The organism is Streptomyces sp. NPDC047706 (assembly GCF_043204795.1).
Lineage (GTDB): Bacteria > Actinomycetota > Actinomycetes > Streptomycetales > Streptomycetaceae > Streptomyces.
On the sequence record NZ_JBIDCW010000015.1, the window covers coordinates 100,019 to 123,355 of the forward strand.

Here is a 23,337-nt window from a genome sequence, read left to right on the forward strand (position 1 = left end):
GACCCGCCCACTCGCCGTACACCCCGCCCGTCCGGGGCTCATCCGTACACCACTCACCCGTACACCACCCGTCCGCACAGCGCTCGCACCACATCAGGGGGAATCGCATGCGCCGCACCAACCGCACACTGGCGACGGCAGGAGGACTGCTCCTCGCCACCACGATGAGCTGTACCGGGACCGCGCTGGCCGCCGCGTCAGAGCCTGAGCCGAAGGCCGTGGCCGCCGCTGGCTGCCGTGCCCTGGCGGGCGCGTCCGCACAGGCGCAGGCGATCGTCGACGCCGCGTGCTCGCAGATCGGGGTGCCCTACTCGTGGGGCGGCGGCTCGATCCACGGGCCGACGTACGGCCAGGACTACCCCGGCGGCGGCCCCGGGGCCCACGACAGCCAGGTGAAGGGCTTCGACTGCTCGCACCTGGTGCAGTACGCGGCCTGGCAGGGAGCCGGGATCGCCCTGCCCGAGGGGTCCTGGAACCAGGCCCGGTGGAGCGGCGCCACGGCCCGGTTCGGGCGCGACCAGGGCCTCGCCCCGTTGCAGCCGGGCGACCTGCTGCTGTGGGCGTCGAACCCGGGCAACCTGGGCAGCGTTCACCACATCGCCATCTACCTCGGCGGTGGCAGGATGGTCGAGGCCCGCGAGTCGGGAACGCTGGTGATGGTCAGTGACGTACGGCTGAACGCCCAGTACGCGGGAGCCCTGCGCATCACGGGCGGCGAGCAGCCGCCGGCCGGCACGAAGCGGTTCATGACCTGGGGAACCAACGTGAGTCTGCGCCCGGAGCCCGGCACCGGAAAGCCTCCCGTCACCCGTCTGCCCGGCCCGACGGCTGTCGACGTGCAGTGCCAGAAGCGCGGCGAGATGGTCCACGCCGAGGGCTACAGCAACGACGCCTGGTCGTACCTGCCGAAGTACCGGGCCTGGATCTCGAACATCTTCGTCGACGACCCGGCGGCCTGGCTGCCCGGCGTCCCCGACTGCTGATCCACGGGCACCGCCCCCACCGCCGAACCCGCCCAACCACCCTTTCCGCACGGAGGAGATCTCGCCATGCGCGCACTCAAGCGCCCCAAGTCCCTCGGCATGCTCGTCGCCACGGTCGCCGCGGCCGGGCTGGTACCGCTCACGGCGGGCGCGGCCGACGCCGCCCCGCCCGCCAAGCCCGCCGACTACGCCGGGTCCTGCCCGGCCGCCGGCACCATCACCCAGCGGTGGCATTCCGGACACGACGGCGTCGACATCGCCAACAACCGTGGTACGCCGATCTACTCCGCCGGCCCCGGTACCGTCATCGCCTCCGGCCCCGCCAGCGGCTACGGCCAGTGGATCCGCATCCGGCACGACGACGGCACGGTCACCGAGTACGGCCACATGTACCAGCGGCTGGTGTCCGTGAACCAGCGGGTGAGCAGTGGCCAGCTGATCGCCCGCATGGGCTCCGAAGGCCAGTCGACCGGCCCCCACCTGCACTTCGAGGCGCACAGCTCCACCTCCAGCACCCGCGGCATGGATCCGGTGCCGTATCTGGCGGCGCGTGGGGTGAGCCTGCCGTGCACGCCGGGCAGCGGCACGCCCGGCACCAACTTCACCACCTGGGGCACCAGCGTCCGGGTACGGGCCGACGCCCGGCTGAACGCGGCGGTGGTGCGCACGCTGAGCGGGCCCACGCCGGTCTTCGTCGAGTGCCAGAAGCGCGGCGACATGGTCAACGCCGAGGGCTACAGCAACGACGCCTGGGCCTACATCCCGGCGCTCGGCGGATACATCAGCAACATCTACATCGACCACCCCGCCTCCTGGCTGCCGGGAGTGCGTACGTGCTGACCGGTCTTCGTGCCGGTGCGAAGGGTGCCGCGGCGGCCGTCCTGGCCGCCGCGGCGCTCCTCGCCCCCGGCCTCACCACGTCCGCGCAGGCCGCCGACTCGGCGCCCTGCACCCCCGACCCCGGCTACCCGGGCACCTACCGGTGCCCGATCTGGGGATCGAACGTCAATCTGCGCTCCGCCCCCCACCAGCAGGCGCCCGTCATCGCCACGTCTCCCGACAACGGGTGGCTGAGGGTGCTGTGCCAGGTCAAGGGCGCTCGCGCGGACTACGGCGGCTACTGGCACACCTGGTGGGTCAAGACGCCCGCCATGGGCATGGCGCCTTCGGCCTACATGAGCGAGATCTTCCTGGTCGGAGGCCGCGACGACGAGCGGGACGCGGGTCTGCCGACCTGCTGAGAGCGCCGTCCTGCCACCGGAACGCCGATGCCCCTGGGGCCCGACCGCGGTCCCAGCGGCATCGGCGTGCGGTTCAGCACGCGTTCGGCCGACCGTGCACGTAGCAGACCCCGTCCATGTAGTAACGGTCCCTGGTGTGCACGGTGTTGAGCAACGGTCCGTTCTGCGTGCCGGGCGCGGTACGGACGTTGCTGTGCGTCTGCAGCGACACGTAGAAACCGGCGGCGCCCGCGTGGGCGGCGCCGGCCGAGGCGGACAGGACTAGCGCCGCGCCGGCGGCCAGACCCGCGACGGCGAGGCGGGTACTGCGCTGAGGCAGGGGTGCTCCCAATGGGGTCGGGCCCGAGGAGGGGCGAGTGGGTGCGTACGGGGCAGGTGCGCCGTCGCTCACCGGCGGTGGCGGCTTGCGCCCCGTGCCCAGCGGACGGGGCGCGGGCTGCTACTCGTATGAAAGGCGCGGGCGCGAGAGGCTCCTCGGCCGGCTCCTCATACGGCGCGGCTCGTGGCGCCGTCCTGGCGGTGGTGCGGGCGACGCACCTCCACCCGACCCGAGGATGACCAATGAAGACTGTGAACAGCGCACGTGGCGGCCGCTTCGCCCGGGCCGCCCGTCGGCGCGTGGTGCGCGCCGGGGTGTGTGCCGCCGCCCTCGCGGCGCTCGTGGGCACGAGCGCGACCGCCGCCTCCGCCGAGGCCCCCTCGCCGCCCCCGGCGGTCCAGGCCGACGTGCCGGCGGGGGTGACGGCGGGCGTCGCCGTCTTCGACCGCCGCACCGGGACGTTCACCGAGCAGCTGAACACCGCGGGGCAGTTCCGGTCTGCGTCGGTGGTGAAGCTGCTGATAGCGCTGGACGTGCTCTGGAACCGCGCCCCCGACTCCTTGCCGGCCGCCGACCGGTCGCGCATCGAGAGCATGCTGCGCGGCAGCGACGACGCGGCGGCGAGCACCTTCTGGGCGAACAACGGCGGGGGCGCGATCATCGACCGGATGGTGCCGCGGCTCGGCCTGACGGACACCGCCCGGCCGCCGTCGACCCATCCCGGCTTCTGGGGCTACACCGCCCTCTCGGCCCGCGACACCGTGAAGATCTACCGCTACCTGCTGGACTCCGCTCCGGCAGCGGTACGCGACCACGTCCTCGGCAACCTGCGGCAGTCCATCCGTTGCGCCACCGACGGCTACGACCAGCACTTCGGCATCGCCGGCTCCTTCAGCCGGCCCTGGGCGGTCAAGCAGGGCTGGTCGGGCTTCAGTTCCGGAGGGTGCACGGCGCCAGCCGCGACGGCCGCGAAGGAGCCCCGCGTGGACGCCGGGAGGCCCGCCGGTTCGGGCACGAGGACGCCGGCGGGTGCCGACGCCGTCGACCTCACGCGTCCGGCGCTGCACACGACGGGTGTGGTGGGTGCGGGCGACCGTTCCATCGTGGTCGTGGGGGCGGTGATGCTCCACCGGGAGAGCCGGTGCGCGAGCAGCGACCAGACGAACAGAATCCCCGCGATGACAGCTGCGGCGAGCACGGCGCCCCGCCTTCCCACGCTGCGTGTTCCGGTTCCGCAGAGAGCCTAGGGCAAGTGATCCACATCACAGTGCCGCCACTTCCGAGGGCCCGGCGTATTCGGCGGAGGCGCGTCAGGGCGTCCGCGGCCCGGGAGCACCGCGCCAGGCGTGGCCCGGCGCGGTGCCGACGGCGGGTGGCGCCGGGTGACCGGTCATCCGCCCGGGAGACCGGCCCTGGCTCATGCCTGCCGGAGCGCCGTCCGCAGGGCGAGCGGGGTGGCGGCCGCCCAGGCCTGCGGGGAGCAGGCGTGGGGGTAGGGGACGGGGCCCCCGGTCGCGGTGCGGACGTAGCCGGCGATGACCTCGGGCAGGCGGTAGCCGTGCCGGGCCGCCGCCGTGACGAGGCCCTCGGCGACCGTGGCGAGTTCACCGGTGAGCCCGTAGCGGGCCAGGCCCAGCGCGATGACCGCGTTGTCGTGCGGCCAGGCGCTGCCGCGGTGGTAGGAGAGCGGATGGTACGGCTTCTGGCCGGCGGCGAGGGTGCGGATGGCCCAGCCCGAGAAGAAGTCCGCCTCCAGCAGGCGTCTGCCCACGCGGTGGGCGTGGTCCGTGTCGAGGATGCCCGACCACAGCAGGTGACCCGCGTCCGACGCGAGGGCGTCGACCTGGCGGCCTTCGCCGTCCAGGGCGAGGGCCGGGAAGTCGGCCCCCGGCATCCAGAAGTCCGTCAGGAAACGGCCGCGCAGCCGTGCCGCGGCCTCCCGCAGGCGGTGCGCGAACGACTCGTCCCGCCAGACGCCCTCGGCGAGGTCCGCGGTGCGCACGAGCGCGTCGTAGGCGTAGCCCTGGGCCTCCGACACCGCGATGGGCCCCTCGGCCTGGGTCCCGTCGGTGAAGCAGATCGCGCCCGCGGAGTCCTTCCAGTTCTGGTTGACCAGGCCGCCCGGGTCGGGGGTGTAGACGAGGTAGCCGTGCTTCTCCAGGCCGCCGTCGGTGAGCATCCAGTCCACGGCGCGCCGGGCGTGCTGCTCCAGGCGGACGGCCAGGGAGCGCTCGCCGGTCGTCTCGTAGTGGGCGTGGAGAAGGACCAGGAACAGCGGGGTGGCGTCGACGGCGCCGTAGTAGCGGCCGTAGGGCACCTGGCGGAAGTGGGCGAGTTCGCCGTGGCGCGTCTCGTGGACGATCCGTCCGGGCTGCTCGCCGCTGAAGGTGTCGTGGTCCTGTCCCTGGGTCGCGGCCAGCGCGCTCAGTGTGGCGGCGGCCGTCTCCGGCCGGTAGGGCAGCAGGAAGTACGACGTCAGCAGTGAGTCGCGGCCGAACAGGGTGAGGAACCACGGGATGCCGGCGGCGGGGGCGTACACCTCCTCGCCGTCGACGCCGGTGACGGGGATGGTCAGCAGGTCCAGGTCGGCGAGGCCGCGTTCGCAGGTACGGCTGAAGTCGTCCGCCGGCTTCGGGGCCTGCCGGTCCGGCTGCGGTACGTCCGGGACCTGGACCGCCGGGCCGTGCGGCTGGGCGCGGACGGTCAGGTGGAGATCGGCCTGACCGTGGCCGTCCAGCTCCAGGTTCCAGGTCAGGGTGTGCGCGGTGGAGTCCGGGGCCGTCGGAGCGGGCTCCGTGGCGTCGGGGGCCGGGGCGCTCGTGACGGTGGTCCGGGCGTGCCAGTCTCCTCGCCGGTAGTCGAAGCGCAGGCCGTCATCGGTGCGCCGGGTCTCGTACCGGGCGCCGGGCTTCGGGTAGTGACGGTCGTCGGCGCGCAGTTCGAACAGGTCGGCGAAGTCGGCGTCGAGGGTGAGGTCGACACGCGCGGTCACCGGGTCGGGGCGGTTGCTCACCAGCCGCAGGTGCTCGGTCAGCGTGCCGGCGGTGACCGCCTGGCGGCGGAACACGGTGTAGGCGGGCGGGTTGTCGCGCGTGCCCTGGGGAGTGAGGACGCTGGTGGCGGTGTCGTCCGTCTCCGCCGTCGCGGGCACCAGGGCCGCGGGTCCGCTGCCGTCGACGGTGAGCTGCCAGCGGCTGAGGTGACGGGCGTCGCGCAGGAACACTCCGTCGGGCGCGCTGCCCCGGATGCCGGTGATGCCGCCGCCGGCGTCGACGCGGGCGAAGGTGGCGTCGCGGACCAGCTGGACGCGGGTGTCGGCCGCGGTCATGGTGTGGTCTCCTCGGGGTCGGCGCTCAGCAGGTCGAGGGTGAGGGCGGCGGTCCAGGAGAAGTGGCGCGCGCCGCGGGCGGCGCCGGTGGTGGGGTCGACGTACTCGGCGAACTCCGACGCCCCCGCCTCGGCGAGGAAGCCCTGCCGCAGGCGTGCGGCCTCCTGATGGTGACCGTGGGTGCGCAGCCCTCGGTGGATCAGCCAGGCCGTGTTGAACCAGGCGGGGCCGCGCCAGTAGCGCGTGCCGGCGAAGGCGTGGCCGGTCAGGTCGTAGCTGGGGACCAGTCGTGTGGCCGGTGCCGCGAAGTGCGGGCCGTGGAGCGTCTCGCGCAGGCGGTCGACGACGCCGGCCGGGAGGTGCGGGACGACGAGCGGCATCAGACCGCTGACGCTGCGCTCGTCGATCAGCGTGTCGCTGCCCAGGTCCCGTACGCGGAACAGGCCGGCCTCGGCGTCCCAGAGCCGGCCCACCAGCCGGCGGGTCAGCTCCGCGGCGCGCGCGGTGTGGGGTTCGCCGGCCGTGCCCAGGTCCTCGGCCATGGCGGCCAGCGCCAGCTCGCTGACGATCAGCAGGGCGTTGAAGCCGGGGTCCTCGACGGCGAAGCCGTGCCGGGCCTCGCGGTCGTCGTAGCCCGCCTCGCGGTAGTCGGCCGCCAGCCGGACGTAGCGGCCGTAGTCGAGGTCGGTGGGACGGTCGGCGGGGTGGCCGTGGTCCAGGTCGGCGCGCCGGAAGGCGTCCGGCGGTGCGGGCGTGACGCGTTGCAGGGGCAGGTCCCAGCACGGGCTGTTGTCCATGCCGGGTTCCCACGGGTGGACGACGGCGGCCAGTCCTCCGCCGCCGAGGTCGCGCCGGGTGAGGAGGTAGTCGTGCCAGGCGGCGAGCCGGGGGTAGACGCGGGCCAGGAAGCCCCGGCGCCGCGACTCGCCGGCGTCGGCCCGGTGCACGAGCAGCGCCGCGAGGGCGTGTACGGGCGGCTGGACGATGCCGGAGGTCTCCGAGGCCGACGGGGCGCCGGCCGCCCGGCCCGCCTGGGAGGAGCGCCAGAAGTCGGGGCTCGGGAAGTAGGCGCCGTGCGGCAGGGCGGGGTTGAACTGGATGTGCGGGATACGCCCGTCGGCCCACTGCCCGGCCAGCAGGGACTCCAGTTCCTGCTGTGCGCGGCGCACCGACAGGTGACGCAGGCCGATGGCGATGAAGGCGGAGTCCCAGCTCCACTGGTGGGGGTACAGGGTGCGGGAGGGAACGGTGGAGGCGCCGGTCCAGTTGTCGATGAGGACCCGCGCCGCACCGCGCCGCAATGTCAGGGATGCGGCGGCGGTGGGCACGGGCCTGTCCAGGAGGGACTTCACGCGCCGGACCTCTTGAGGAAAGCGGGGACGGAGCGGACGGCGTCGACGGGATCGCCGGTCAGGCGGCACTCCAGGGCCAGGTGGCCGTCGTAGCCGATGGTGTGCAGGGCGCCGAGCCAGGCGGGCCAGTCGAGGTGTCCGGCGCCCGGCTGGAAGCGGTTGGAGTCGGAGACCTGGGCGTGGCCGATGACGTCGGCGTGGGCGAGGATCGCGGCGGCGGGGTCGCTCTCCTCGATGTTCATGTGGTAGCTGTCGATGCCGATCTTCAAGGAGTCCAGGCCGGTCTCCCGGATCAGGCCGGCGGCCTGTTCGAGGCGGTTGACCATGTGGTCCTCGTACCGGTTGAGGGGCTCCAGGAACAGGGTGACGCCCTCCTTGCGGGCGTGCTCGCCGAGTTCCGACAGCCCGGACAGCAGGACCTCGCGGTCCTCGTCCTCGGTGCGCGGGGGCTCGAAGGGCGGCAGGCGGCGCGAGAACATGCCGTAGGAGGCCGGGGTCTGCGCGCCCAGGCCGCCGATCTCGGCGATCACGGTGAGCTGGGACTTCATCTGGGCGATCGCGTCGCGGCGCTGCCCGTCGTCGAAGGCGCCGAGGAAGTGCAGCATGTCGACGCAGACCGTCGGCATGACCACGCCGTCCTTGCGGGCCTGGCGGAGTTCGTCGAGGCGGGAGGCGAAGTGGAGGTCGCCCTTGCCGCGCAGTTCGATGGCGTCGTAGCCGGCCTGCTGGGCGAAGTCCCACTTGGCCTGCAGGGTGTCTCCGGGCAGGAGTTGCTCCTGAACGGCGGTCTTGAGCATGAGGGGGCCTTTCAGAGCTTTCAGAATTCCAGCACGACCTGCAGCGCCTCTGCGGGGCGCTCGTCCAGCAGCACGTACGCGTCGGCGGCGTCGGCGGCCGGGATGACATGGCTCACCAGGGAGGCGACGTCCACCTGTCCCTCGGCGACCAGCCGCAGGAAGGTCTGCTGCAGACGCTCGACCGTCCAGCGGCCCGACAGCTGCGGGGGCACGCCGCCGATCTGGGAGCAGATGAGCTGTACGCGGTTGTGGTGGAACTCGTCGCCCAGGCGCAGGCCGATGCCGTCGCCCTGGTAGAAGCCGGACGCCACCACGCGGCCGCCGACGGCGACGGACCGCAGGGCCTCGTGCAGGGCGGGGTAGGCGCCGCTGATCTCGATGGCGAGGTCGGCGCCGAGCCCGGCGGTGGACTCGCGGACGGCTTCGGCGACGTTGTCGTTGCGGGCGTTGAGGGTCTGGTGGGCGCCGTAGCGCCGGGCGGTCTCCAGACGGCCGTCGAGGGCGTCGACCGCGGTGACGCGGGCGCCGTTGAGCTGGGCGAGGCGGGTGGTGAGCAGGCCGATGACGCCCTGCCCGAACACCGCGACGTCCTCACCGAGGTGGATGTCCGAGGCCAGTACGGCGTTGTAGGCGATGGCGCCGACCCGGGCGAAGGCGCCCGCCAGCGGCTCCAGCCCCGCGGGCAGGGTGTGCCCGATCATGCGCTCGGCCGGGACGATGCCCTCGCTGCGGTGGCCCCAGATGCCCCAGACCAGGTCGCCCGGCCCGGGCAGCCCGGGGGTGCCGGCCAGTTCCGGGGAGACCTCGACGACCTCGCCCACTTCCGAGTAGCCCCAGCCGGCCACCGGGTACTCGATGCCGGCCGCCCCGTCGCGGAAGAGCCTCGCCTCGGGATCCCAGGTACGCGTCAGGTACGGGTTGGTGCCGCGGTAGGCCGTGAGCTCGGTGCCGGCCGAGATGCCCGAGTAGCGGGTGCGCACGCGCAGGTGTCCGGGCGGCAGATCGGCTCTGACGTGCTCGGCCACCTCCACCTGGCGGGGGCCTGTGAATTGGACGACGCGTTCCACGGAGGGCTCCGGAAGGTTGCAGTTTTTCGGTTGCGTCGACAATAACCCCAACTTATGTCTTGTCAACAAGCAAAACTGATGCTGAGATGCGTGTTCAGTAGACGTAAGTCGGAACGAGGACATGCAATGCGCACCAAGAGCCGGCGATCGACGACGATCGCGGTGGGCATCACGGCAGCCCTGGGGATCGGGCTGCTGTCGGGCTGCTCCAGCGGCAGCACCGGGCCCGGAAAACCGGACCGCGAGATCACGGTCTGGTCCCAGGAGAACCTGCCGGACCGCATCGCGGCCCAGCAGAAGATCATCGACGGGTTCGAGAAGGAGACCGGGGTCAAGGTCCGTCTCGTCGGGGTCGACGAAGGGCAGATGCCTCAGCTGATCATGTCGGCGGCGGCCTCCGGCACGCTGCCGGACGTCATCGGCGCGGCCCCGATGGGCCAGGTCTGGCAGATGTACACCAACGGCCTGCTCAACACGAGCATCCCGAAGGAGATCATCGGCGAGCTGGGGCGCGGCACCTTCAACGCCAACGCGCTGGACCTGACCTCCGACGAGGAAACCAGCCTCGGTGTGCCCTCCGACGCCTGGCTCCAGCTGCTGGTCTACCGCAAGGACCAGTTCGACCAGAAGCAGCTGGCGGCCCCCGACACCTACATCCGCGCCCTGAGCGCCGCGAAGGCACTCGACACCAAGGGGCACGACGCAATGTCGGCCGCCACGGACCCCGGCGACGTCTTCACCTCGCAGAGCTTCGAGAGCGTGGCCCTGGCCAACGACTGCCAGCTGATCGACGACAGCCACGAGGTCGCCCTCGAGTCCCCGCAGTGCCAGACCGCCTTCAAGACCTACGACGAGCTCGCCCGCGCCTACGGCGCCCCCGGCACCCAGACCGTGGACTCCACCCGGGCCACCTACTTCGCGGGCCGGTCCTCGATGATCATCTGGTCGTCGTTCCTGCTCGACGAACTCGCCGGTCTGCGCAAGGACGCCCTGCCAAGCTGCCCCGAGTGCCGTCAGGATTCCGAGTACCTCGCGTCCAACAGCGGCATCGTCACCGCGATGACGGGTCCGGACGCGAGCGAGGCGGCGCAGTTCGGCGAGATCACCTCCTGGGTGACCACCAAGACCGCCGAGACCGCCGCGTCCCGCGAGTTCATCGAGTACATGATGGGCACCGGCTACGAGTCCTGGTTCGGCATGGCGCCCGAGGGCAAAATCCCCGTCCGGCAGGGCACCGCCGCACAGCCCGACCGCTACATCGACGCGTGGCGGCACAGCGAGATCGGCGTCGACACCAGGAAGCCGTTCGACCAGGTCTTTCCGGCGAGCCTGCTCAACCAGCTCGCCGACGGCGTCAGCAACATGCGGCGCTGGGGCATCACCCAGGGCGAAGGCGCCCTCGTCGGGGCCACCAACGGTGAGCTGCCCGTGCCGAAGGCCATCGGCGCCATGACCAGCGGTCAGTCCTCCCCCTCCGAGGCGGCACGCGAAGCCGGCGACGAGGTCGCCGCCCTGAAGAAGTCCCTGCAGTAGCCGCCCCGTCTGCACGTCACGAAGGTCCCCTCATGACTACAGCTCCAGCCGGCGCGCCGCAGCGCCGGGACACCAGCCCCGGGCCGGCCGACCGGCCCGAACCCCCCGGCCGCCGCCCGATGACCGCGAGCCGCCGCGAGAACCGCGCGGGCCTCGCGTTCGTCTCACCCACCTTCCTCGTGGTCCTCGTGGTGGTCATCCTGCCCATCCTGTGGACCGTGCTGCTGGCGTTCCAGGACGCCAAACTCGTCGACATCCAGGGCATGGGCCTCGCCGGCGACTGGTCCCTGGACAACTTCGCCGCGGTCTTCGACTCCTCCGGCTTCTGGTCCAGCCTGAGCACCACCCTCATCTACACCGCCGGCGCCACGCTCGGCTCCGTCACTCTCGGACTCGTCGCCGCGCTCGCGCTGCGCAAGCCCTTCCGCGGCCGCGGTCTGCTGCGCGCCGCCATGCTGCTGCCCTACGTCGCCCCCGTCGTGGCCGTGGCCTTCGTCTGGGAGGTCGCGCTCAGCCCGCAGTACGGCGTGGTCAACGACTGGGGCCGGCGCTTCTTCGGCTGGGACGACCCCATCGCCTTCCTCTCCACCCGTGAGTACGAAGTCCAGCTTCTCGGCCTGCACTTCGACATCCCTCTGGCGTTGCTGACCGTCATCGTCTTCGAGTGCTGGCGCTACTTCCCCTTCGCCTTCCTGTTCATCCTCGCCCGGCTCCAGGCGGTCCCGGACGGCCTGGAGGAGGCCGCCCTGGTGGACGGCGCCACTCCCACCCAGCGCTTCCGCCACATCCTGCTGCCCCAGCTGATGCCGGTCATCGCCCTGTTGTGCGTGCTGCGGTTCATCCTGACCTTCAACAAGTTCGACGACGTCTACCTGCTGACCGGTGGCGGCGCGGGCACCGACGTGGCCGCCGTCCGCGTCTACGACTTCCTCACCGCCCGCTACGACGTGGGGGCCGCGGCCGCCCAGGCACTCGTCCTGGCCGTCGCGCTCATGATCCTGCTGGGCCTCTACTTCAAGTTCTTCGGCAACAAGGTGCAGGAGGAATCGTGACCCGCAAGGCCGCCCTGACCCGGGCCCGGTTCGAGGACGGACTCTTCGGAGTCCTGCGCTGGATCGTCATCGCGTTCTTCGCGGTGATCACCGTGGTGCCCTTCTACTACATGCTGTTGCTGTCGCTGAAGCCGATCGACGCCCTGCTGCTCGACCCCGGATCCCTGTGGATCTCGGCCAAGGACTTCACCCTGTCCACCTACCGGGACGTGCTGCGCTCCACCGACGACGGCGGCCAGGGCTTTGTGAAGTTCCTGCTCAACTCCGCTCTCGTCTCGCTCGGTACGGTCGCGCTGACCATGCTGGCCGCCGTGCCCGGCGCCTACGCCGTGAGCCGGCTGAAGTTCTTCGGCCACCGCCAGGTCAGCGCGCTCTTCCTGGCCGTCTACATGTTCCCGGCGACCCTGCTGGCCGTCCCGCTGTTCGTCGTCTTCGCCAAACTGGGGCTCTCCTCCAGCCTGGTCGGACTCGCCGTCGTCTACGTCGCCCAGACCGTGCCGGTGTCGATCTACATGCTCCGCAACTACCTGGTGACCATTCCCTACTCCATCGAGGAGGCCGCCGCACTCGACGGCGCCAGCCGGCTCCAGACCGTCCGGAAGGTGATCCTGCCGCTCGCCCTGCCCTCCCTCATGGCGACCGGCCTGTACGTCTTCATGATCGCCTGGAACGAGTTCCTGTTCGCCCTGCTCTTCCTGGCCGCCGAGCCCGGCAAGTGGACCGTCCCCCTCGGGCTGGCCCAGCTCTCCAACGGCATCGAGGTCTCCAAGACCGTCCTCATGGCCGGATCAGTGGTGCTGACGATCCCCGTGGTACTTCTGTTCTTCGCCGCCGAGCGCCTGCTCACCGAGGGTCTGACCAGCGGCGCCGACAAGAGCTGACACCGTGAGGGAACCTTCGATGACGCCGAACCAGGTCAGCGCGGGAGAACTGCTGCAACTGATCCGCAGCGGCCGTGCCCGCACCCGCGCCGACCTGCAACGCGCCACCGGCCTCTCGCGCTCCACCGTCGGCCACCGCCTGGACGTCCTCAACCGCGCCGGATGGCTGCGGCACACGAGCGGGACCTCCACCGGCGGCCGCCCCTCGGCCTGCATCCTCTTCGACCCGTCCCACGCGTCGGTCATCGCCGTCGACCTGGAGACCAGGCACGCCCGGATCGCCGTGCTGGACCTGGCCGGGACGATCCTCGCCGAGCACGTCCGGCTCCTGGACATCACCGAGGGGCCGGACGAGGTGCTGGAGCAACTCGCCGCGTGGTTCCCGGAGCTGATCGCCGCCGCGGGCGTCGCAGCCACCCATGTCTGTGGCATCGGGCTGTCCGTACCCGGCCCGGTGGACTGGGAGACGGGCCGGGTGGTCGAACCCCCGGTCATGCCGGGCTGGGACCGCTACCCCGTCCGCGAACGCCTGCAGAAGGCGTACGCCGACCATGTGGGCCCCAGCATGGAGGACGGCCCCGTACCGGTGTTCGTCGACAACGACGCCAACCTCATGGCGCTGGCCGAACACCAGGCGAGCCACGCGGACTGCTCCGCCTTCGTGCTGGTGAAGGTGTCCACCGGCATCGGCGCGGGCGTCGTCGTCGGCAACGACGTCTACCGGGGCGTCGACGGCGGAGCCGGCGACATCGGCCACATCCGTCTCCACGACCGGTCCGACGCCCTGTGCATGTGCGGCTCCTACGGCTGCCTGGCCGCCGTCGCCAGCGGGCGGGCCCTGGCCAAGGAACTGTCCGCCCTCGGCATGGACACCACGACCGGCCACGACGTCAAACGCCTCCTCGACGAGGGGCAACCCGACGCCGTCCGCCTCGCCCGGGAGGCCGGCCGGCGTGCCGGCGAGGTCCTCGTCACCGTCGTCACCCTGCTCAACCCCGGGGTGCTGATGCTGGCCGGGGACCTCTCGGGCGTCCCCTTCATGACCGGCGTCCGCGAACTGCTGTACCAGCGTGCGATGCCCCGCACCACCGCCAACCTGCAGATCGTCACCTCTCGCCTCGGCGAGCACGCCGGTCTGATCGGGGCCGCGGCCATGGTCGTCGAGCTGCTCTACGCCCCGGCGCGGGCCGACGCCCGCCTCAACCGCCTCGTACTCGCCGACCAGGCGAGCCCTCCCCCGCAGACAGGAACGTCGTGACCAGCACCCCCGCCCCCTGGGTCCACCGGCCCGTCGAGGTCGGCCTCGTGGGCGCCGGCCCCTGGGCCCGCGCCATGCACGCCCGGATGCTCGCCGCGGGTCCCGAGACGCGGCTGGCCGCCGTGTGGGCCCGCCGTCCCGAAGCCGCCCAGCAGACGGCGGCCCCCTACGGGGCGCACGTGGCGGTCGACTTCGAGGACCTGCTCGACCGCTGCGAAGCGGTCGCCTTCGCGGTCCCGCCCGCCGTCCAGGCCGAACTCGCGCCGCTCGCCGCCAAGCAGGGCAGGGCCGTCCTGCTGGAGAAGCCCCTGGGGCCCGATCTGGCGTCGGCACGACGGCTCGCGGACGCGGTGGCCGAAGCCGGCGTCGTCTCCCAGCTCGTCCTCACCAAGCGCTATCACCCCACCACCCGCGCCTTCCTGGGAACCGCCCGCGCGCTCGACGTGACCGGCGCCCGCTCCTGTTACCTGCACGGCGCCTTCCTGGGCGGCGACTTCGCCACCGGCTGGCGACTGGAGCACGGCGCCCTGCTCGATCTGGGCCCGCACCTCCTCGACCTCCTCGACGCCTCGATCGGCCCGATCACCCACATCCGCGGCACCGGCGATCCGCGCCGCTGGATCGAGCTGACCATGGAGCACGCGAACGGCGCCGTCAGCCAGGCATCCCTGTCCGGCGCCGTCGCGGTACCGCGGGCCCTGACCCGCATCGAACTCTTCGGCTCCGGGAAGCAGGCCGTCTACGACACGGCGGGCATCGACCACGAGGAGTGCTGGCCCGTCCTCCGCCGCGACTTCGCCACCGCCGTGCGCACCGGCACCCCTCCCGAACTCGACGCCGCCCGCGGCCTGTACGTGCAGACGCTGATCGAGCAGGTCACATCGCCATGAGCGCGCGCTGGCGCTGAGAGGGCTCCCGGACCATGATTCCCCCATGCCGACGTCCACGCCGGTAGTCACGTGCACCTGAGGGGGACAAGTTCATGGCTGTATGGGTGATCACCGTGGAGACTCTCGACTCCGATTCCGAGACGAGGACGGTCGGCAGATTCCACGGTACGCGGGAGGAGGCGGAGGCCGCTCTGTACCGGGCGGCGTGCACCGGGGAGCCGGAGCTCGCCTTCCGGAGGATTCTGCGGCGTGAGATCTTCCGGTACCCCGACGGCGGTTACTACGTCTGCCTGTACGGGCGTTCGGACCAGCCACGGCACAAGCTGGTGTTCCGGATGGCGGAGCTGGTCCTGGACACGGCGTGGGCGCAGAAGGGCCGGCCCGGCACGCGGGAGACCGGGGACGAGGTCCCCGATCCCTGGCGTCCATGAGCGGTGTTGCGCGCGGCGGAGCCCCCTCCCCGCGCTGCGGGTGCTCCTCCGGGCCGGCTCCTGGACCGGCCCGCGCTCTCGACCCCTACCAGGTGACGGGCAGCTCGATCGGGAAGCGCCGGATCGTTCCCTTGTCCCAGCGCACCTCCTCCGGTGAGACCGCGAGGCGCAGTCCCGGGAACCGTTCCAGCAGCCGCCCGACAGCCACTTCCAGTTCCGCCATGGCCAGCGGCACCCCGATGCACCGGTGTCCGCCCCAGCCGAAGGTCATGTGCGCAAGGGCGGGCCGGTCCGGGTCGATGAGATCAGGTTCCGGGTAGCGCTCCGGATCGCGGTTCGCCGTCAGGTAGGACACGTGCACGAAGTCGCCCTTGCGGATCTGCACCCCGTCCAACTCCACGTCCTCCAGCGCCACGCGGGGAATTCCGACGCCCTTACGGAAGGGGATGACACGCAGCATCTCGTTCAGGACGGCCGGCAGGTCCTCCGGCCGGCTGGTGAGACGCTTCATCAGCTCGGGTCGGGTCAGGAGCAGATAGGCGATGTTGCTGATCTGGCAGGTGGCCGTGTCCTGCCCGCTGAGCGTCAGCGTCAGGGCCATGACCGCGATCTCCTGGTCGTCGAGCGTGTCCTCGCCGACCTTGGCGGCGACCAGCGCTCCGATCAGGTCGTTCCTGGGCGTCCTGCGCCGCTGTTCGACCATGTCGACGAAGTACGCCCGCAGTTCGGCCTTCGCGGTCGCGGCGGTCTCACGGCTGTCCGGGCCGGTGGCGAGCAGGTGCTGCAGGTTCTGCCGCATGCGGGCCCAGTCGTCCCGGGGGATCCCGAAGAAGTCGAAGATGGTGTGCTGCGGGAGCGGGTCCGACAGGTGACGCACCAGATCGGCGCCGGGCCCCTCCGCGGCCATCCCGTCGAGCAGGGTGTCCGCGAGGCGGCTGATCCTTGCCCGCATCCCGTCCACCTGCCGCTGGGTGAACGCCTGCGACGCGAGGCGCCGCAGACGGCTGCTGTACGGCGGGTCCATCACGTTGATCGACTCGGTGGAGACGATGGGTTCCGGTGTCAGCCGCGGGTAGTCGTGGTCCACGATGGCCGCCCGGCTGAACCGGTGATCGGTGGTGACCTTCTGCACCCCTTCGAACCCGGTGACCAGCCAGGCGTCGCCGTCACCGTAGGGCAGCCGGATCCGGGCGATGGCATCGCGGTCCATCAGCGCGGCCAGTGCGGGGTCGAATTCCAAGCCCTCGCTGAAGTCGAACGGACACGTGATCGCTTCGTCGCCTGGGGTCATGACGCCGTACTCCCTCGATGCCTCGGGTGTTTCCGTCATCCATGCATAAGCCACCGCACGGGGCTCAGCCACCGGGAGTCACCCGACGCGCGGCTCACCACCAGGACCGGAACCAGCCTGGAGCCGCGGGGCCGCCGGTGGCTGCGGAAGAAGCGGCAGCTTGCCGCTGGTCGCGCGGGACTCGGTGTCCCGGTGGGCTCGGGCGGCGTCCTCGAAGGCGTAGCGCCCGCCGATGCCGGGATTCAGGACGTTACGCCGAACGAGGTCGAAGAGGGTGGCGCTGTGACGCAGCAGCGCCTCGCGGATGGGGATGTGATCGCGGAAGACCGGACCGGTTCCACGAGAGCGCCGCCGGTGGACACGACCGTGTGGTCGGCACCCCTGTCCCGGGCCGTGCGGGCCTTGTGTTCGCCGGGCGCGAGGGCGATGACCGTGCACGCCGTGCCGACGCGCGTCGTCGGCCAGGTGGTGGCGGCGAGTTCTTGGCTCGCCGCCCACGGGAGCGACGTGTCAGAAGACCTGCACGAAGCAACCGAAGGCGATCGTGACCGAGGCCACGATCACCGCCGGGACGGCGAGAATCCTGGGCAGCTTCATGACACTCCTCCGTGGGTCACAGGCAGTTCCGGACGAGCCACTCGTCGGCGTTGTAGGTGTCCTTCGCCGGATCCGGCACGGTGGCCGGCCTCTCCTCGACGGTGTCCTCCAGGCGGATCCGCTCCGGCAGCTTGCCGAACCGCTCACGGCGACCGGCCTGGGCGGCATCCGGGTTCTCCGGCTGTTCGAGCGTCATCTCGCCCTCACTCACGCAGTGGATCGAATTTTCACGTCACCAGCTCAAGTGGTGACGATACTGCCTCACCATGCCATCACCCGTCAAGAGGGTGACGCGGGCTGCGACGGGAACGAGGTGAGACGGTGCCCACCGGTGCGGGGCACCCCTTCCCGCTGCGGCCCGTCAGCGGGCGCCGGCCGTCCGGGCCTGCTTCTGGCGCGCCCGGTAGGCGGCCGCCTTGACCTTGTTCCCGCAGGAATCCATGCCGCACCACTGCCGGCGCATACCGCGCGACCGGTCGATGTAGATGCGGGTGCATTCCGGATTGCCGCACTCCTTCATCAGCGGCACGTCCGCGCCGCTCAAGAGCTCCACCGCGCTACGCGCCACGAGGGACAGGGCCTCTTCCTGCGTCGCGTCGGTCCATCGTCCCGTCGCCGTGAGTCGCGGCGCCGCGGGAGGCTTGCGGGCCGCGCTGTTCACCACCGCGAGCGCCCCCATGTCGTAGGGTTCTGCGGCGATGCGGGCCGTGACCAGCTGGTAGATCGCTTCGCGAACGGTCACCGCGCGCTCGACATCGGCTTCCCGGGCAGGGGTGACCGCGTCGACGATCCCGGATTCGAGGTACCAGGCGTCCAGCCGGTCCCCGGACACGAACATCTCGAACCGGACCGACCTGCGGGCGCGGAGCGTCGCGGCGAAGTCGAGGGCTGGATTTCCGCACGGAAAGACATGCTCCAGATTCACGTCACCATGCTGACAGGTGACGTTTGTCACGGCAAGGGCGCCGTCCGGGACCAGACGAGGCCGCCCGTGACCTCCGGGGGCACCGGTTGCCCCGCGGTCGGGGCAGTGGTGGGATGGAAAGGCTTTCGCTCGAGCGCGAGCAACAGGTGACCGCCAGGCGGTGCGCGCGGGTCCCGCACCACCGGCCGCTCTTCACGGCCGGAGTCGTCGCTCTGCGCGCAGGCACACCCACGCGATCCCCCTTTGCCGGCGTGTGGGTCACCAGGCTGTCGCCCGGCTCAGGTCCGCCGTTCCTGATCCAGGAGGCACACATGAGCACCTACCGGGTCGCGCAGGTCGCCACCCCGAACGGGCCCTTCGACGTCGTCGAGCGTGAAGTGCCGCACCCCGGTCCCCGCCATGTACGGATTGCCGTCGAAGCCTGCGGAATCTGTCACAGCGACGACTTGTTCGTCGGCGGCGCAGTGCCCGGCGTGCAGTTCCCGGTGGTTCCGGGGCATGAGGTCGGCGGCCGCATCGAGGAGCTCGGCGAAGGCGCCCAGGCCAGCGACTGGAACGTGGGGGACCGGGTGACCGTGGGCTGGTTCGGGGGCAGCTGCGGTCACTGCACGCCGTGCCGGCAGGGCGACTTCATCGCGTGCGAGAACCTGAAGGTTCCCGGCTGGGCCTACGACGGAGGGTTCGCCGAATACATGATCGCGCCGATCGACGCCCTGGCCCGGATCCCCGACGCGCTGACGGCGGCCGATGCCGGACCCATGGCCTGTGCGGGTGTGACCACCTACAACGGACTGCGGCGCAGCCCCGCCGAGCCGGGCGACCTGGTGGCCGTGCAGGGCATCGGAGGTCTGGGGCATCTCGCCGTCCAGTACGCCGTGGCCATGGGGTTCGAGACGGTGGCCATCGCGCGGGGCGCCGCCAAGGCCGAGTTCGCCAAACAGCTCGGGGCGCACCACTACATCGACAGCACGGGCGGGACCCCGGTCGCCGAGGCTCTTCAGTCTCTGGGCGGCGCGAAGGTCGTCCTGGCCACCGCCGGCGCCTCCGACGCCATCGCGGCGACGGTCGACGGACTGGCACACCGAGGTGAACTCGCCGTCGTCGGGGTGGATCCCGGCCCCATGGGAATCAGCCCGGTCCAACTGATCATGCGGAGCAGGACCGTACGCGGTCACGCGTCCGGTACCGCGCAGGATGTGCAGGACACCATGGCGTTCAGCGCGCTGCACGGCATACGCCCCATGGTGGAGGTCATGCCCCTGAGCCAGGCCGGCGAGGCGTACCGGAAGATGCTCGCCGGTACCGCTCGCTTCCGCATGGTGCTCACTCCCGACAGCTGACGCGGCCGCCGTACCGGCGAACTCCCGTTCCGGCCCCCGTCGCCGGCGAGGCTGGGGGCGGCGAAGCGCTGCCCACATCGGGACGACGCGGCACGCCCTGCCCGGCCTCACCCGGCTCGCCGATCTCGCCGACCCCGACCGCCTTCTGACGCTCCGCCTCGGCGCGACGGCGTCGCCCCGGAGGATCACCGGCTGTTCCTCGTCCACCTGACGCGGGCGGATGCGGACCGTCGCCGACGGCGGTTCCGGTCCGCCGTCCACACCCCGGACCGCGTTGTCAGAGGCCTGCTCAACAGTTCCCGTCACTTGATCACTGCGGGTACGGGAGGCACGCATGGGGTGGGTGTCGGCGGGCGGCTACGAAGTCGCCCTCGACGACGGCAAGGTGGTGTGCCGCAACGGGGCCGGACGGCGGCTGAAGTCCGTACCCTCCAAGATCGCCGACGATCCGGCGGTGGTGGGACCGCGTCAGCTGGGCGAGTGGCTGCAGCGGCACGCGCGGCAGGGCCTGGCCGCCTCCGGGCCCTGCTGCTCGCCACCGAGCATCCGGCCGACCCCGCCGCGAGGGTGGGCCTGGGTCTGGACCGCCTCCAGCACGCGGACCTGCCCACCGGGACCGTCCCCGCCACCGGCCGCGGCCGGTGGCGGGGATGCACCTGCTGCGCCGTCGCGTGCGCCAGGCGGTTTCAGGCGGCCCTCGCGTGCCGGCCGCCGCCCGCGGCGGATCGGGCGACGGTATCCGCCTGCGCCGGGCCGGCCTCGCCACGGCGGCCGATCTCCTCGACGAACTCCAGGGCGCCGCCGCGGACGGCGCACGCGACGCCTTCCGCCGCCTGCTCCCGGCCGACACGGACATCTTCGCCCGTGCCTGGCTCGCCGCCGCCGTCCGCACCGGCGTGGTCGAGCGGGCGTTGTGCGCGGATGCGTGGGGAGCCCGCGCGGCGGAGTTCTCCAGTCCCCCTGGGTTCCCGCGCCTTCAGGTCAGGATCTGTCCTATATGGCTCCTAGTGTGGGACGCGTCCACGGAACACGGAACACCGCTGACGGAAGCCGGAGACGATGACCGCGACGCATCACGCCACCACCCCGACCAAGACCTCGCCGGAGGCCACCGGCGAGCGCGCCGACCTGCTTCAGGCCCTGGCTCACCATCGCCGGTTCCTGCGCCTGACCACCCGTGACCTGACGGACGAACAGGCCGGACGGCGCACCACCAGCAGCGAACTGTGCCTCGGCGGCCTCATCAAGCACGTCACCTCGGTCGAACGGTCCTGGGTCGACTTCATCCAGCACGGGCCCGAGGTCCTGGGCGACTGGAACAGCATGACCGAGGCCGACTGGGCCGCGCGGGCCGACGAGTTCCGCTTGTTGCCCGGCGAGACGCTGGCGGGCGTGCTGGAGCGTTACACGGAGGTGGCCCGCCGAACGGACGAACTGGTCGGGACGCTGCCCGACCTCGACCTGTCCCAGCCGCTGCCGCCTGCCCCCTGGCACGAGCCGGGCACCCGCTGGTCCGTCCGCCGGGTCCTGCTGCACCTCATCGGCGAGACGGCTCAGCACGCCGGTCACGCCGACATCATCCGGGAGTCCCTGGACGGCACCAAGAGCATGGGCTGACCGGCCGCCCGCCTGCCGCTCCGGCAGGCGGGCGGCACCGAGGCCTGGCGCGCCCCATGCGGCGTTTCGGTGAATGGCGCGTCCGCCACGGCGGTGCTCGTTCCCTCGCTCGGCCGTGCCCGGCACGGTGAAGGCTGCTGTGCCCTGCCGGGTGTCCGACCCTGGTGCTTCGGTATCCGCCTCGGCTGAGGGCCGTACGAGCCGCCGAACCGAGCTGGGAGTGTGCAGGGTGCGAAGCCGGGAACTGGCCGGACCTGAACGGATTGTCCTCGGTGAGCGCCCCGAGGCGGCGGTGCGGCTGCACTGCCTGCCACCGGCCGGCGCGGGCGCCGACTTCTTCCACCCGTGGCTGGAGCACCTGCCGCGGTGGGTGGAGTTGTGCACGGTGAGACTGCCCGGCCGCGGCCCCCGGGCGGACGAGCCGTCACTGACGGACCCCGCGGACCTCGCCGCGCGCCTGGCGGAGATCCTCGACGACCCGGCCGATGCGCGGCCGTTCGCGGTGTTCGGTCACAGCGTGGGGGCGCTGATGGCGTTCGAGACGACGCGACGGCTGCGGCGGGACGGCGGACGCATGCCGATCTGGGCGGGACTGTCCGCGTTGAGCGGACCCCAGGACGGTGCCTACGCCAAGGGCCTCGTGCCCCTGCTGACCGCGGGCACGGATGGTCTGGCCATGCTCATCGGTGGCCCCGTGCCGCAGTGGCTGCTCGACGACGCGCGACTGCTCGCGGGCGTGGGCACGCCGTTGCTGGCCGACTGTCTGCTGCTGCTGCACCACCGCCATCGGCCCGAGCCGCCGCTCGAGGTGCCCCTGGCCCTGTACGGCGGCAAGCAGGACCCGACCACCAGCGCGGAGCAGCTCGCCACCTGGAACAGCCTGTTCGCCGCACCTGCTGAGCCCCGGCTCTTCCGTGGTGCGCACATGTACCCGAACGTGCGGACCGCGGCGCTGGTGAAGCAGGTGGTCGCCGACCTCGCGCGGGCCGCGGAGCACGCGGTGGCGGCGGAGCACGTGGGAGACCGCCGGAGCGCGGTGGTCTGCGACCGGGCGTCGGTCTGCCGTAGCACGGCGGTCGGGGAGAACACGGTGCCGGCCGTATGAGCGACGCGGCGCGCACCCCGGCCGCGTCGCCGGGCGCGGCCGGGCGGCAGGGGTGATGTGCCTGGCTGCTGGGGGCAGGGGTGATGTGCCTGGCTGCTGGGGGCAGGGGTGATGTGCCTGGCTGCTGGGGGCTGGAGCTGACCGTTCTGGACGTCTCCGTGCTATTGGCTGCGCGGCGGCGCGGCCCGCACCGGTGGCGGCCGCGGTCGGTGCCGCCTGCGGCTTCGGCGGGCAGAACGCGGCGCTGGTCTTCGTCCGCTGCTGACGGGCGCGGGCGGCGGGCCGCTCGGTACGCTCCGGGCGGCCGCCCTGTCACGCCAGCGGGTCGTGGCCCCAGTTCATGAGAGAGTGGCGCCAGCGGGAGTCGCGCACGTCCCCCGACGGCCGCTGCGCCAGGTGGCGGCGGATGTAGCCGACAACCTTGCGCATGTGCTGGTAGTCGTCGTCCGACAGGTCGCTCCTGCTGCCGCGCAGAATGGCGAGAATGCGGCGCCCGGAGGCGTGCCCGGTGGACTCACCGCCGCCCCCGTGCTGGCCCGCGTCGCGGGAGGTGTCCGTGGCCAGCCAGTCGTCCAGCGCGGACGGCGTCATGTTGACCAGTTCGTCGAACGCCTCCCAGGTCTCCCGCTTCTCGTCGTCGTCCACGTCGTGTCACTTCTTCTTCCGCAGGGCCGACGGCTTGTGCACCGCCGGCCTGCCGGACTTGTCGCTGCGCACCTCGTACTGCGGTTCCTCGGGCGAGGCGTCCACGGTCCGGCCGGCGGCCCGCGTCCGCTTGGTGATCTTCTTCTGCACCTTGCCTTCCGCCTCGCTGCCGTGGCTGCTCCAGGTGACCTCGTCACCGCGCTTCAGGGGTTCGTCCCGCTTCCTGTCCTTCGCCATGAGGTTCTCCTCGTCCGGGCGGGCGCGTCGGACGGTGCCGGGCCCCCGGGTTGTTTGTGTGTCTCCCTCCACGCTGCGTGAGGCGGCGGCGTGGCGCATCCGGGCCGTCATCGCTCCGGGCGCCTTCAGCGGGCCTGTGCGAGCAGGTCCTCCGACAGGGTCCACAGGCGTCGCGCGTTGCCGGCGTCGACGGCGTACCGCTGGTTGCCCATCGAAGCGGCGATGTCCTCGGCGACGCGGTCGTCCGCTGCCGTGCAGCGGACGGCGAGAGTGACATCGGCGCCCTCGCGCGCCCTGCGGCGAAGCTGCCGGTGCTGTCCCCGGCGCAGGCCCCCACCACGTGCGTGCGTTGCCGGCCCGGCGATGCCCCGGGCGGGTCGCCGTCGCCGTCGAGCAGCTCGTCGAAACCCTCGACCCGGTGTTCGCCGTGCGGACCGTCCGCCCGGGG

At 72.0% G+C, this 23,337-nt stretch carries 24 protein-coding genes; 13 read left to right on the forward strand and 11 right to left on the reverse strand.

Annotation, left to right across the window (positions count from 1 at the left end; translation table 11 throughout):
* Nucleotides 1-107 precede the first annotated feature (107 nt).
* The 3 genes from ACGF8A_RS19370 to ACGF8A_RS19380 all read left to right on the forward strand — a co-directional run bounded on the left by ACGF8A_RS19370 (nt 108) and on the right by ACGF8A_RS19380 (nt 2,224).
* Complete coding sequence (locus ACGF8A_RS19370; RefSeq protein WP_393109660.1) at nt 108-983, forward strand: C40 family peptidase; 876 nt, start codon at nt 108-110, stop codon at nt 981-983.
* A 66-nt stretch (nt 984-1,049) separates the two neighbouring features.
* Entirely contained in the window at nt 1,050-1,823 is a 774-nt protein-coding gene (locus ACGF8A_RS19375) for a M23 family metallopeptidase (protein WP_393109662.1), read from the forward strand.
* Nucleotides 1,817-2,224, forward strand: a complete 408-nt coding sequence (locus tag ACGF8A_RS19380) for a hypothetical protein (RefSeq protein ID WP_393109664.1) — start codon at nt 1,817-1,819, stop codon at nt 2,222-2,224. Before ACGF8A_RS19375 ends, ACGF8A_RS19380 begins: the two co-directional genes overlap by 7 nt.
* Nucleotides 2,225-2,297: 73 nt before the next feature.
* Here the strand turns inward: ACGF8A_RS19380 and ACGF8A_RS19385 are convergent, their stop codons facing one another.
* Nucleotides 2,298-2,555, reverse strand: a complete 258-nt coding sequence (locus ACGF8A_RS19385) for a hypothetical protein (RefSeq protein WP_393109666.1) — start codon at nt 2,553-2,555, stop codon at nt 2,298-2,300.
* A gap of 230 nt (nt 2,556-2,785) precedes the next feature.
* On the opposite strand from ACGF8A_RS19385, the gene ACGF8A_RS19390 reads away from it, so the two are divergent.
* The gene (locus ACGF8A_RS19390) at nt 2,786-3,790 is read left to right on the forward strand and encodes a hypothetical protein (RefSeq protein WP_393109668.1); all 1,005 of its coding nucleotides are present in this window, start codon (nt 2,786-2,788) and stop codon (nt 3,788-3,790) included.
* Between the two features lie 170 nt (nt 3,791-3,960).
* On the opposite strand, the gene ACGF8A_RS19395 is transcribed toward ACGF8A_RS19390, so the two are convergent.
* From ACGF8A_RS19395 to ACGF8A_RS19410, 4 genes are read right to left on the reverse strand one after another with little or no spacing between them, the layout of a single operon-like run.
* On the reverse strand, nt 3,961-5,871 hold the full coding sequence (locus ACGF8A_RS19395; protein ID WP_393109670.1) for a glycogen debranching N-terminal domain-containing protein: 1,911 nt from the start codon (nt 5,869-5,871) through the stop codon (nt 3,961-3,963).
* The gene (locus ACGF8A_RS19400; RefSeq protein WP_393109672.1) at nt 5,868-7,223 is read right to left on the reverse strand and encodes a hypothetical protein; all 1,356 of its coding nucleotides are present in this window, start codon (nt 7,221-7,223) and stop codon (nt 5,868-5,870) included. The genes ACGF8A_RS19395 and ACGF8A_RS19400 overlap by 4 nt, the downstream gene beginning before the upstream one ends.
* Nucleotides 7,220-8,020: a sugar phosphate isomerase/epimerase family protein gene (locus ACGF8A_RS19405; RefSeq protein WP_393109674.1), complete on the reverse strand. Its 801-nt coding sequence runs from the start codon at nt 8,018-8,020 to the stop codon at nt 7,220-7,222. The genes ACGF8A_RS19400 and ACGF8A_RS19405 overlap by 4 nt, the downstream gene beginning before the upstream one ends.
* Before the next feature lie 20 nt (nt 8,021-8,040).
* Nucleotides 8,041-9,087 carry a zinc-binding alcohol dehydrogenase gene (locus tag ACGF8A_RS19410; RefSeq protein WP_393109676.1) on the reverse strand — a complete coding sequence of 349 codons (1,047 nt, stop codon included), beginning with the start codon at nt 9,085-9,087 and terminating at the stop codon, nt 8,041-8,043.
* A 126-nt stretch (nt 9,088-9,213) separates the two neighbouring features.
* Here ACGF8A_RS19410 and ACGF8A_RS19415 point away from each other — a divergent pair, with 126 nt between their 5' ends.
* From ACGF8A_RS19415 to ACGF8A_RS19440, 6 genes are all read left to right on the forward strand, one after another.
* Nucleotides 9,214-10,620, forward strand: coding sequence for an ABC transporter substrate-binding protein (locus ACGF8A_RS19415; protein WP_393109678.1), 1,407 nt, complete (start codon nt 9,214-9,216; stop codon nt 10,618-10,620).
* 32 nt (nt 10,621-10,652) lie between these two features.
* Nucleotides 10,653-11,672, forward strand: a complete 1,020-nt coding sequence (locus ACGF8A_RS19420) for a carbohydrate ABC transporter permease (protein WP_393109680.1) — start codon at nt 10,653-10,655, stop codon at nt 11,670-11,672.
* Nucleotides 11,669-12,553: a carbohydrate ABC transporter permease gene (locus ACGF8A_RS19425; protein ID WP_393109682.1), complete on the forward strand. Its 885-nt coding sequence runs from the start codon at nt 11,669-11,671 to the stop codon at nt 12,551-12,553. Before ACGF8A_RS19420 ends, ACGF8A_RS19425 begins: the two co-directional genes overlap by 4 nt.
* Before the next feature lie 19 nt (nt 12,554-12,572).
* Entirely contained in the window at nt 12,573-13,811 is a 1,239-nt protein-coding gene (locus ACGF8A_RS19430) for an ROK family protein (RefSeq protein ID WP_393109684.1), read from the forward strand.
* Nucleotides 13,808-14,701 carry a Gfo/Idh/MocA family protein gene (locus ACGF8A_RS19435; RefSeq protein WP_393109686.1) on the forward strand — a complete coding sequence of 298 codons (894 nt, stop codon included), beginning with the start codon at nt 13,808-13,810 and terminating at the stop codon, nt 14,699-14,701. Before ACGF8A_RS19430 ends, ACGF8A_RS19435 begins: the two co-directional genes overlap by 4 nt.
* Before the next feature lie 92 nt (nt 14,702-14,793).
* Nucleotides 14,794-15,132 carry a hypothetical protein gene (locus tag ACGF8A_RS19440; RefSeq protein ID WP_393109688.1) on the forward strand — a complete coding sequence of 113 codons (339 nt, stop codon included), beginning with the start codon at nt 14,794-14,796 and terminating at the stop codon, nt 15,130-15,132.
* 85 nt (nt 15,133-15,217) lie between these two features.
* Here ACGF8A_RS19440 and ACGF8A_RS19445 read toward each other — a convergent pair whose 3' ends face one another.
* From ACGF8A_RS19445 to ACGF8A_RS19460, 4 genes are all read right to left on the reverse strand, one after another.
* Complete coding sequence (locus ACGF8A_RS19445; protein WP_393109690.1) at nt 15,218-16,423, reverse strand: cytochrome P450; 1,206 nt, start codon at nt 16,421-16,423, stop codon at nt 15,218-15,220.
* Between the two features lie 78 nt (nt 16,424-16,501).
* The gene (locus tag ACGF8A_RS19450; protein ID WP_393109692.1) at nt 16,502-16,921 is read right to left on the reverse strand and encodes a zinc-binding dehydrogenase; all 420 of its coding nucleotides are present in this window, start codon (nt 16,919-16,921) and stop codon (nt 16,502-16,504) included.
* Nucleotides 16,922-17,036: 115 nt separating this feature from the next.
* Nucleotides 17,037-17,216, reverse strand: coding sequence for a hypothetical protein (locus ACGF8A_RS19455; RefSeq protein ID WP_393109809.1), 180 nt, complete (start codon nt 17,214-17,216; stop codon nt 17,037-17,039).
* 165 nt (nt 17,217-17,381) lie between these two features.
* A complete protein-coding gene (locus ACGF8A_RS19460; protein ID WP_393109694.1) occupies nt 17,382-17,945 on the reverse strand; it encodes a CGNR zinc finger domain-containing protein in 564 nt (187 codons plus the stop codon).
* Between the two features lie 311 nt (nt 17,946-18,256).
* Between ACGF8A_RS19460 and ACGF8A_RS19465 the strand changes: the two genes are divergently transcribed.
* From ACGF8A_RS19465 to ACGF8A_RS19475, 3 genes are all read left to right on the forward strand, one after another.
* Nucleotides 18,257-19,285: an alcohol dehydrogenase gene (locus ACGF8A_RS19465; RefSeq protein WP_393109696.1), complete on the forward strand. Its 1,029-nt coding sequence runs from the start codon at nt 18,257-18,259 to the stop codon at nt 19,283-19,285.
* 1,059 nt (nt 19,286-20,344) lie between these two features.
* On the forward strand, nt 20,345-20,902 hold the full coding sequence (locus ACGF8A_RS19470) for a DinB family protein (RefSeq protein ID WP_393109698.1): 558 nt from the start codon (nt 20,345-20,347) through the stop codon (nt 20,900-20,902).
* 229 nt (nt 20,903-21,131) lie between these two features.
* Complete coding sequence (locus ACGF8A_RS19475) at nt 21,132-22,007, forward strand: thioesterase II family protein (RefSeq protein ID WP_393109700.1); 876 nt, start codon at nt 21,132-21,134, stop codon at nt 22,005-22,007.
* Nucleotides 22,008-22,319: 312 nt separating this feature from the next.
* Here ACGF8A_RS19475 and ACGF8A_RS19480 read toward each other — a convergent pair whose 3' ends face one another.
* Together ACGF8A_RS19480 and ACGF8A_RS19485 are read right to left on the reverse strand one after the other, a co-directional pair.
* The gene (locus ACGF8A_RS19480) at nt 22,320-22,652 is read right to left on the reverse strand and encodes a DUF3140 domain-containing protein (protein ID WP_393109702.1); all 333 of its coding nucleotides are present in this window, start codon (nt 22,650-22,652) and stop codon (nt 22,320-22,322) included.
* A 6-nt stretch (nt 22,653-22,658) separates the two neighbouring features.
* Nucleotides 22,659-22,889, reverse strand: coding sequence for a DUF2945 domain-containing protein (locus ACGF8A_RS19485; RefSeq protein ID WP_393109704.1), 231 nt, complete (start codon nt 22,887-22,889; stop codon nt 22,659-22,661).
* Nucleotides 22,890-23,337 lie beyond the last annotated feature (448 nt).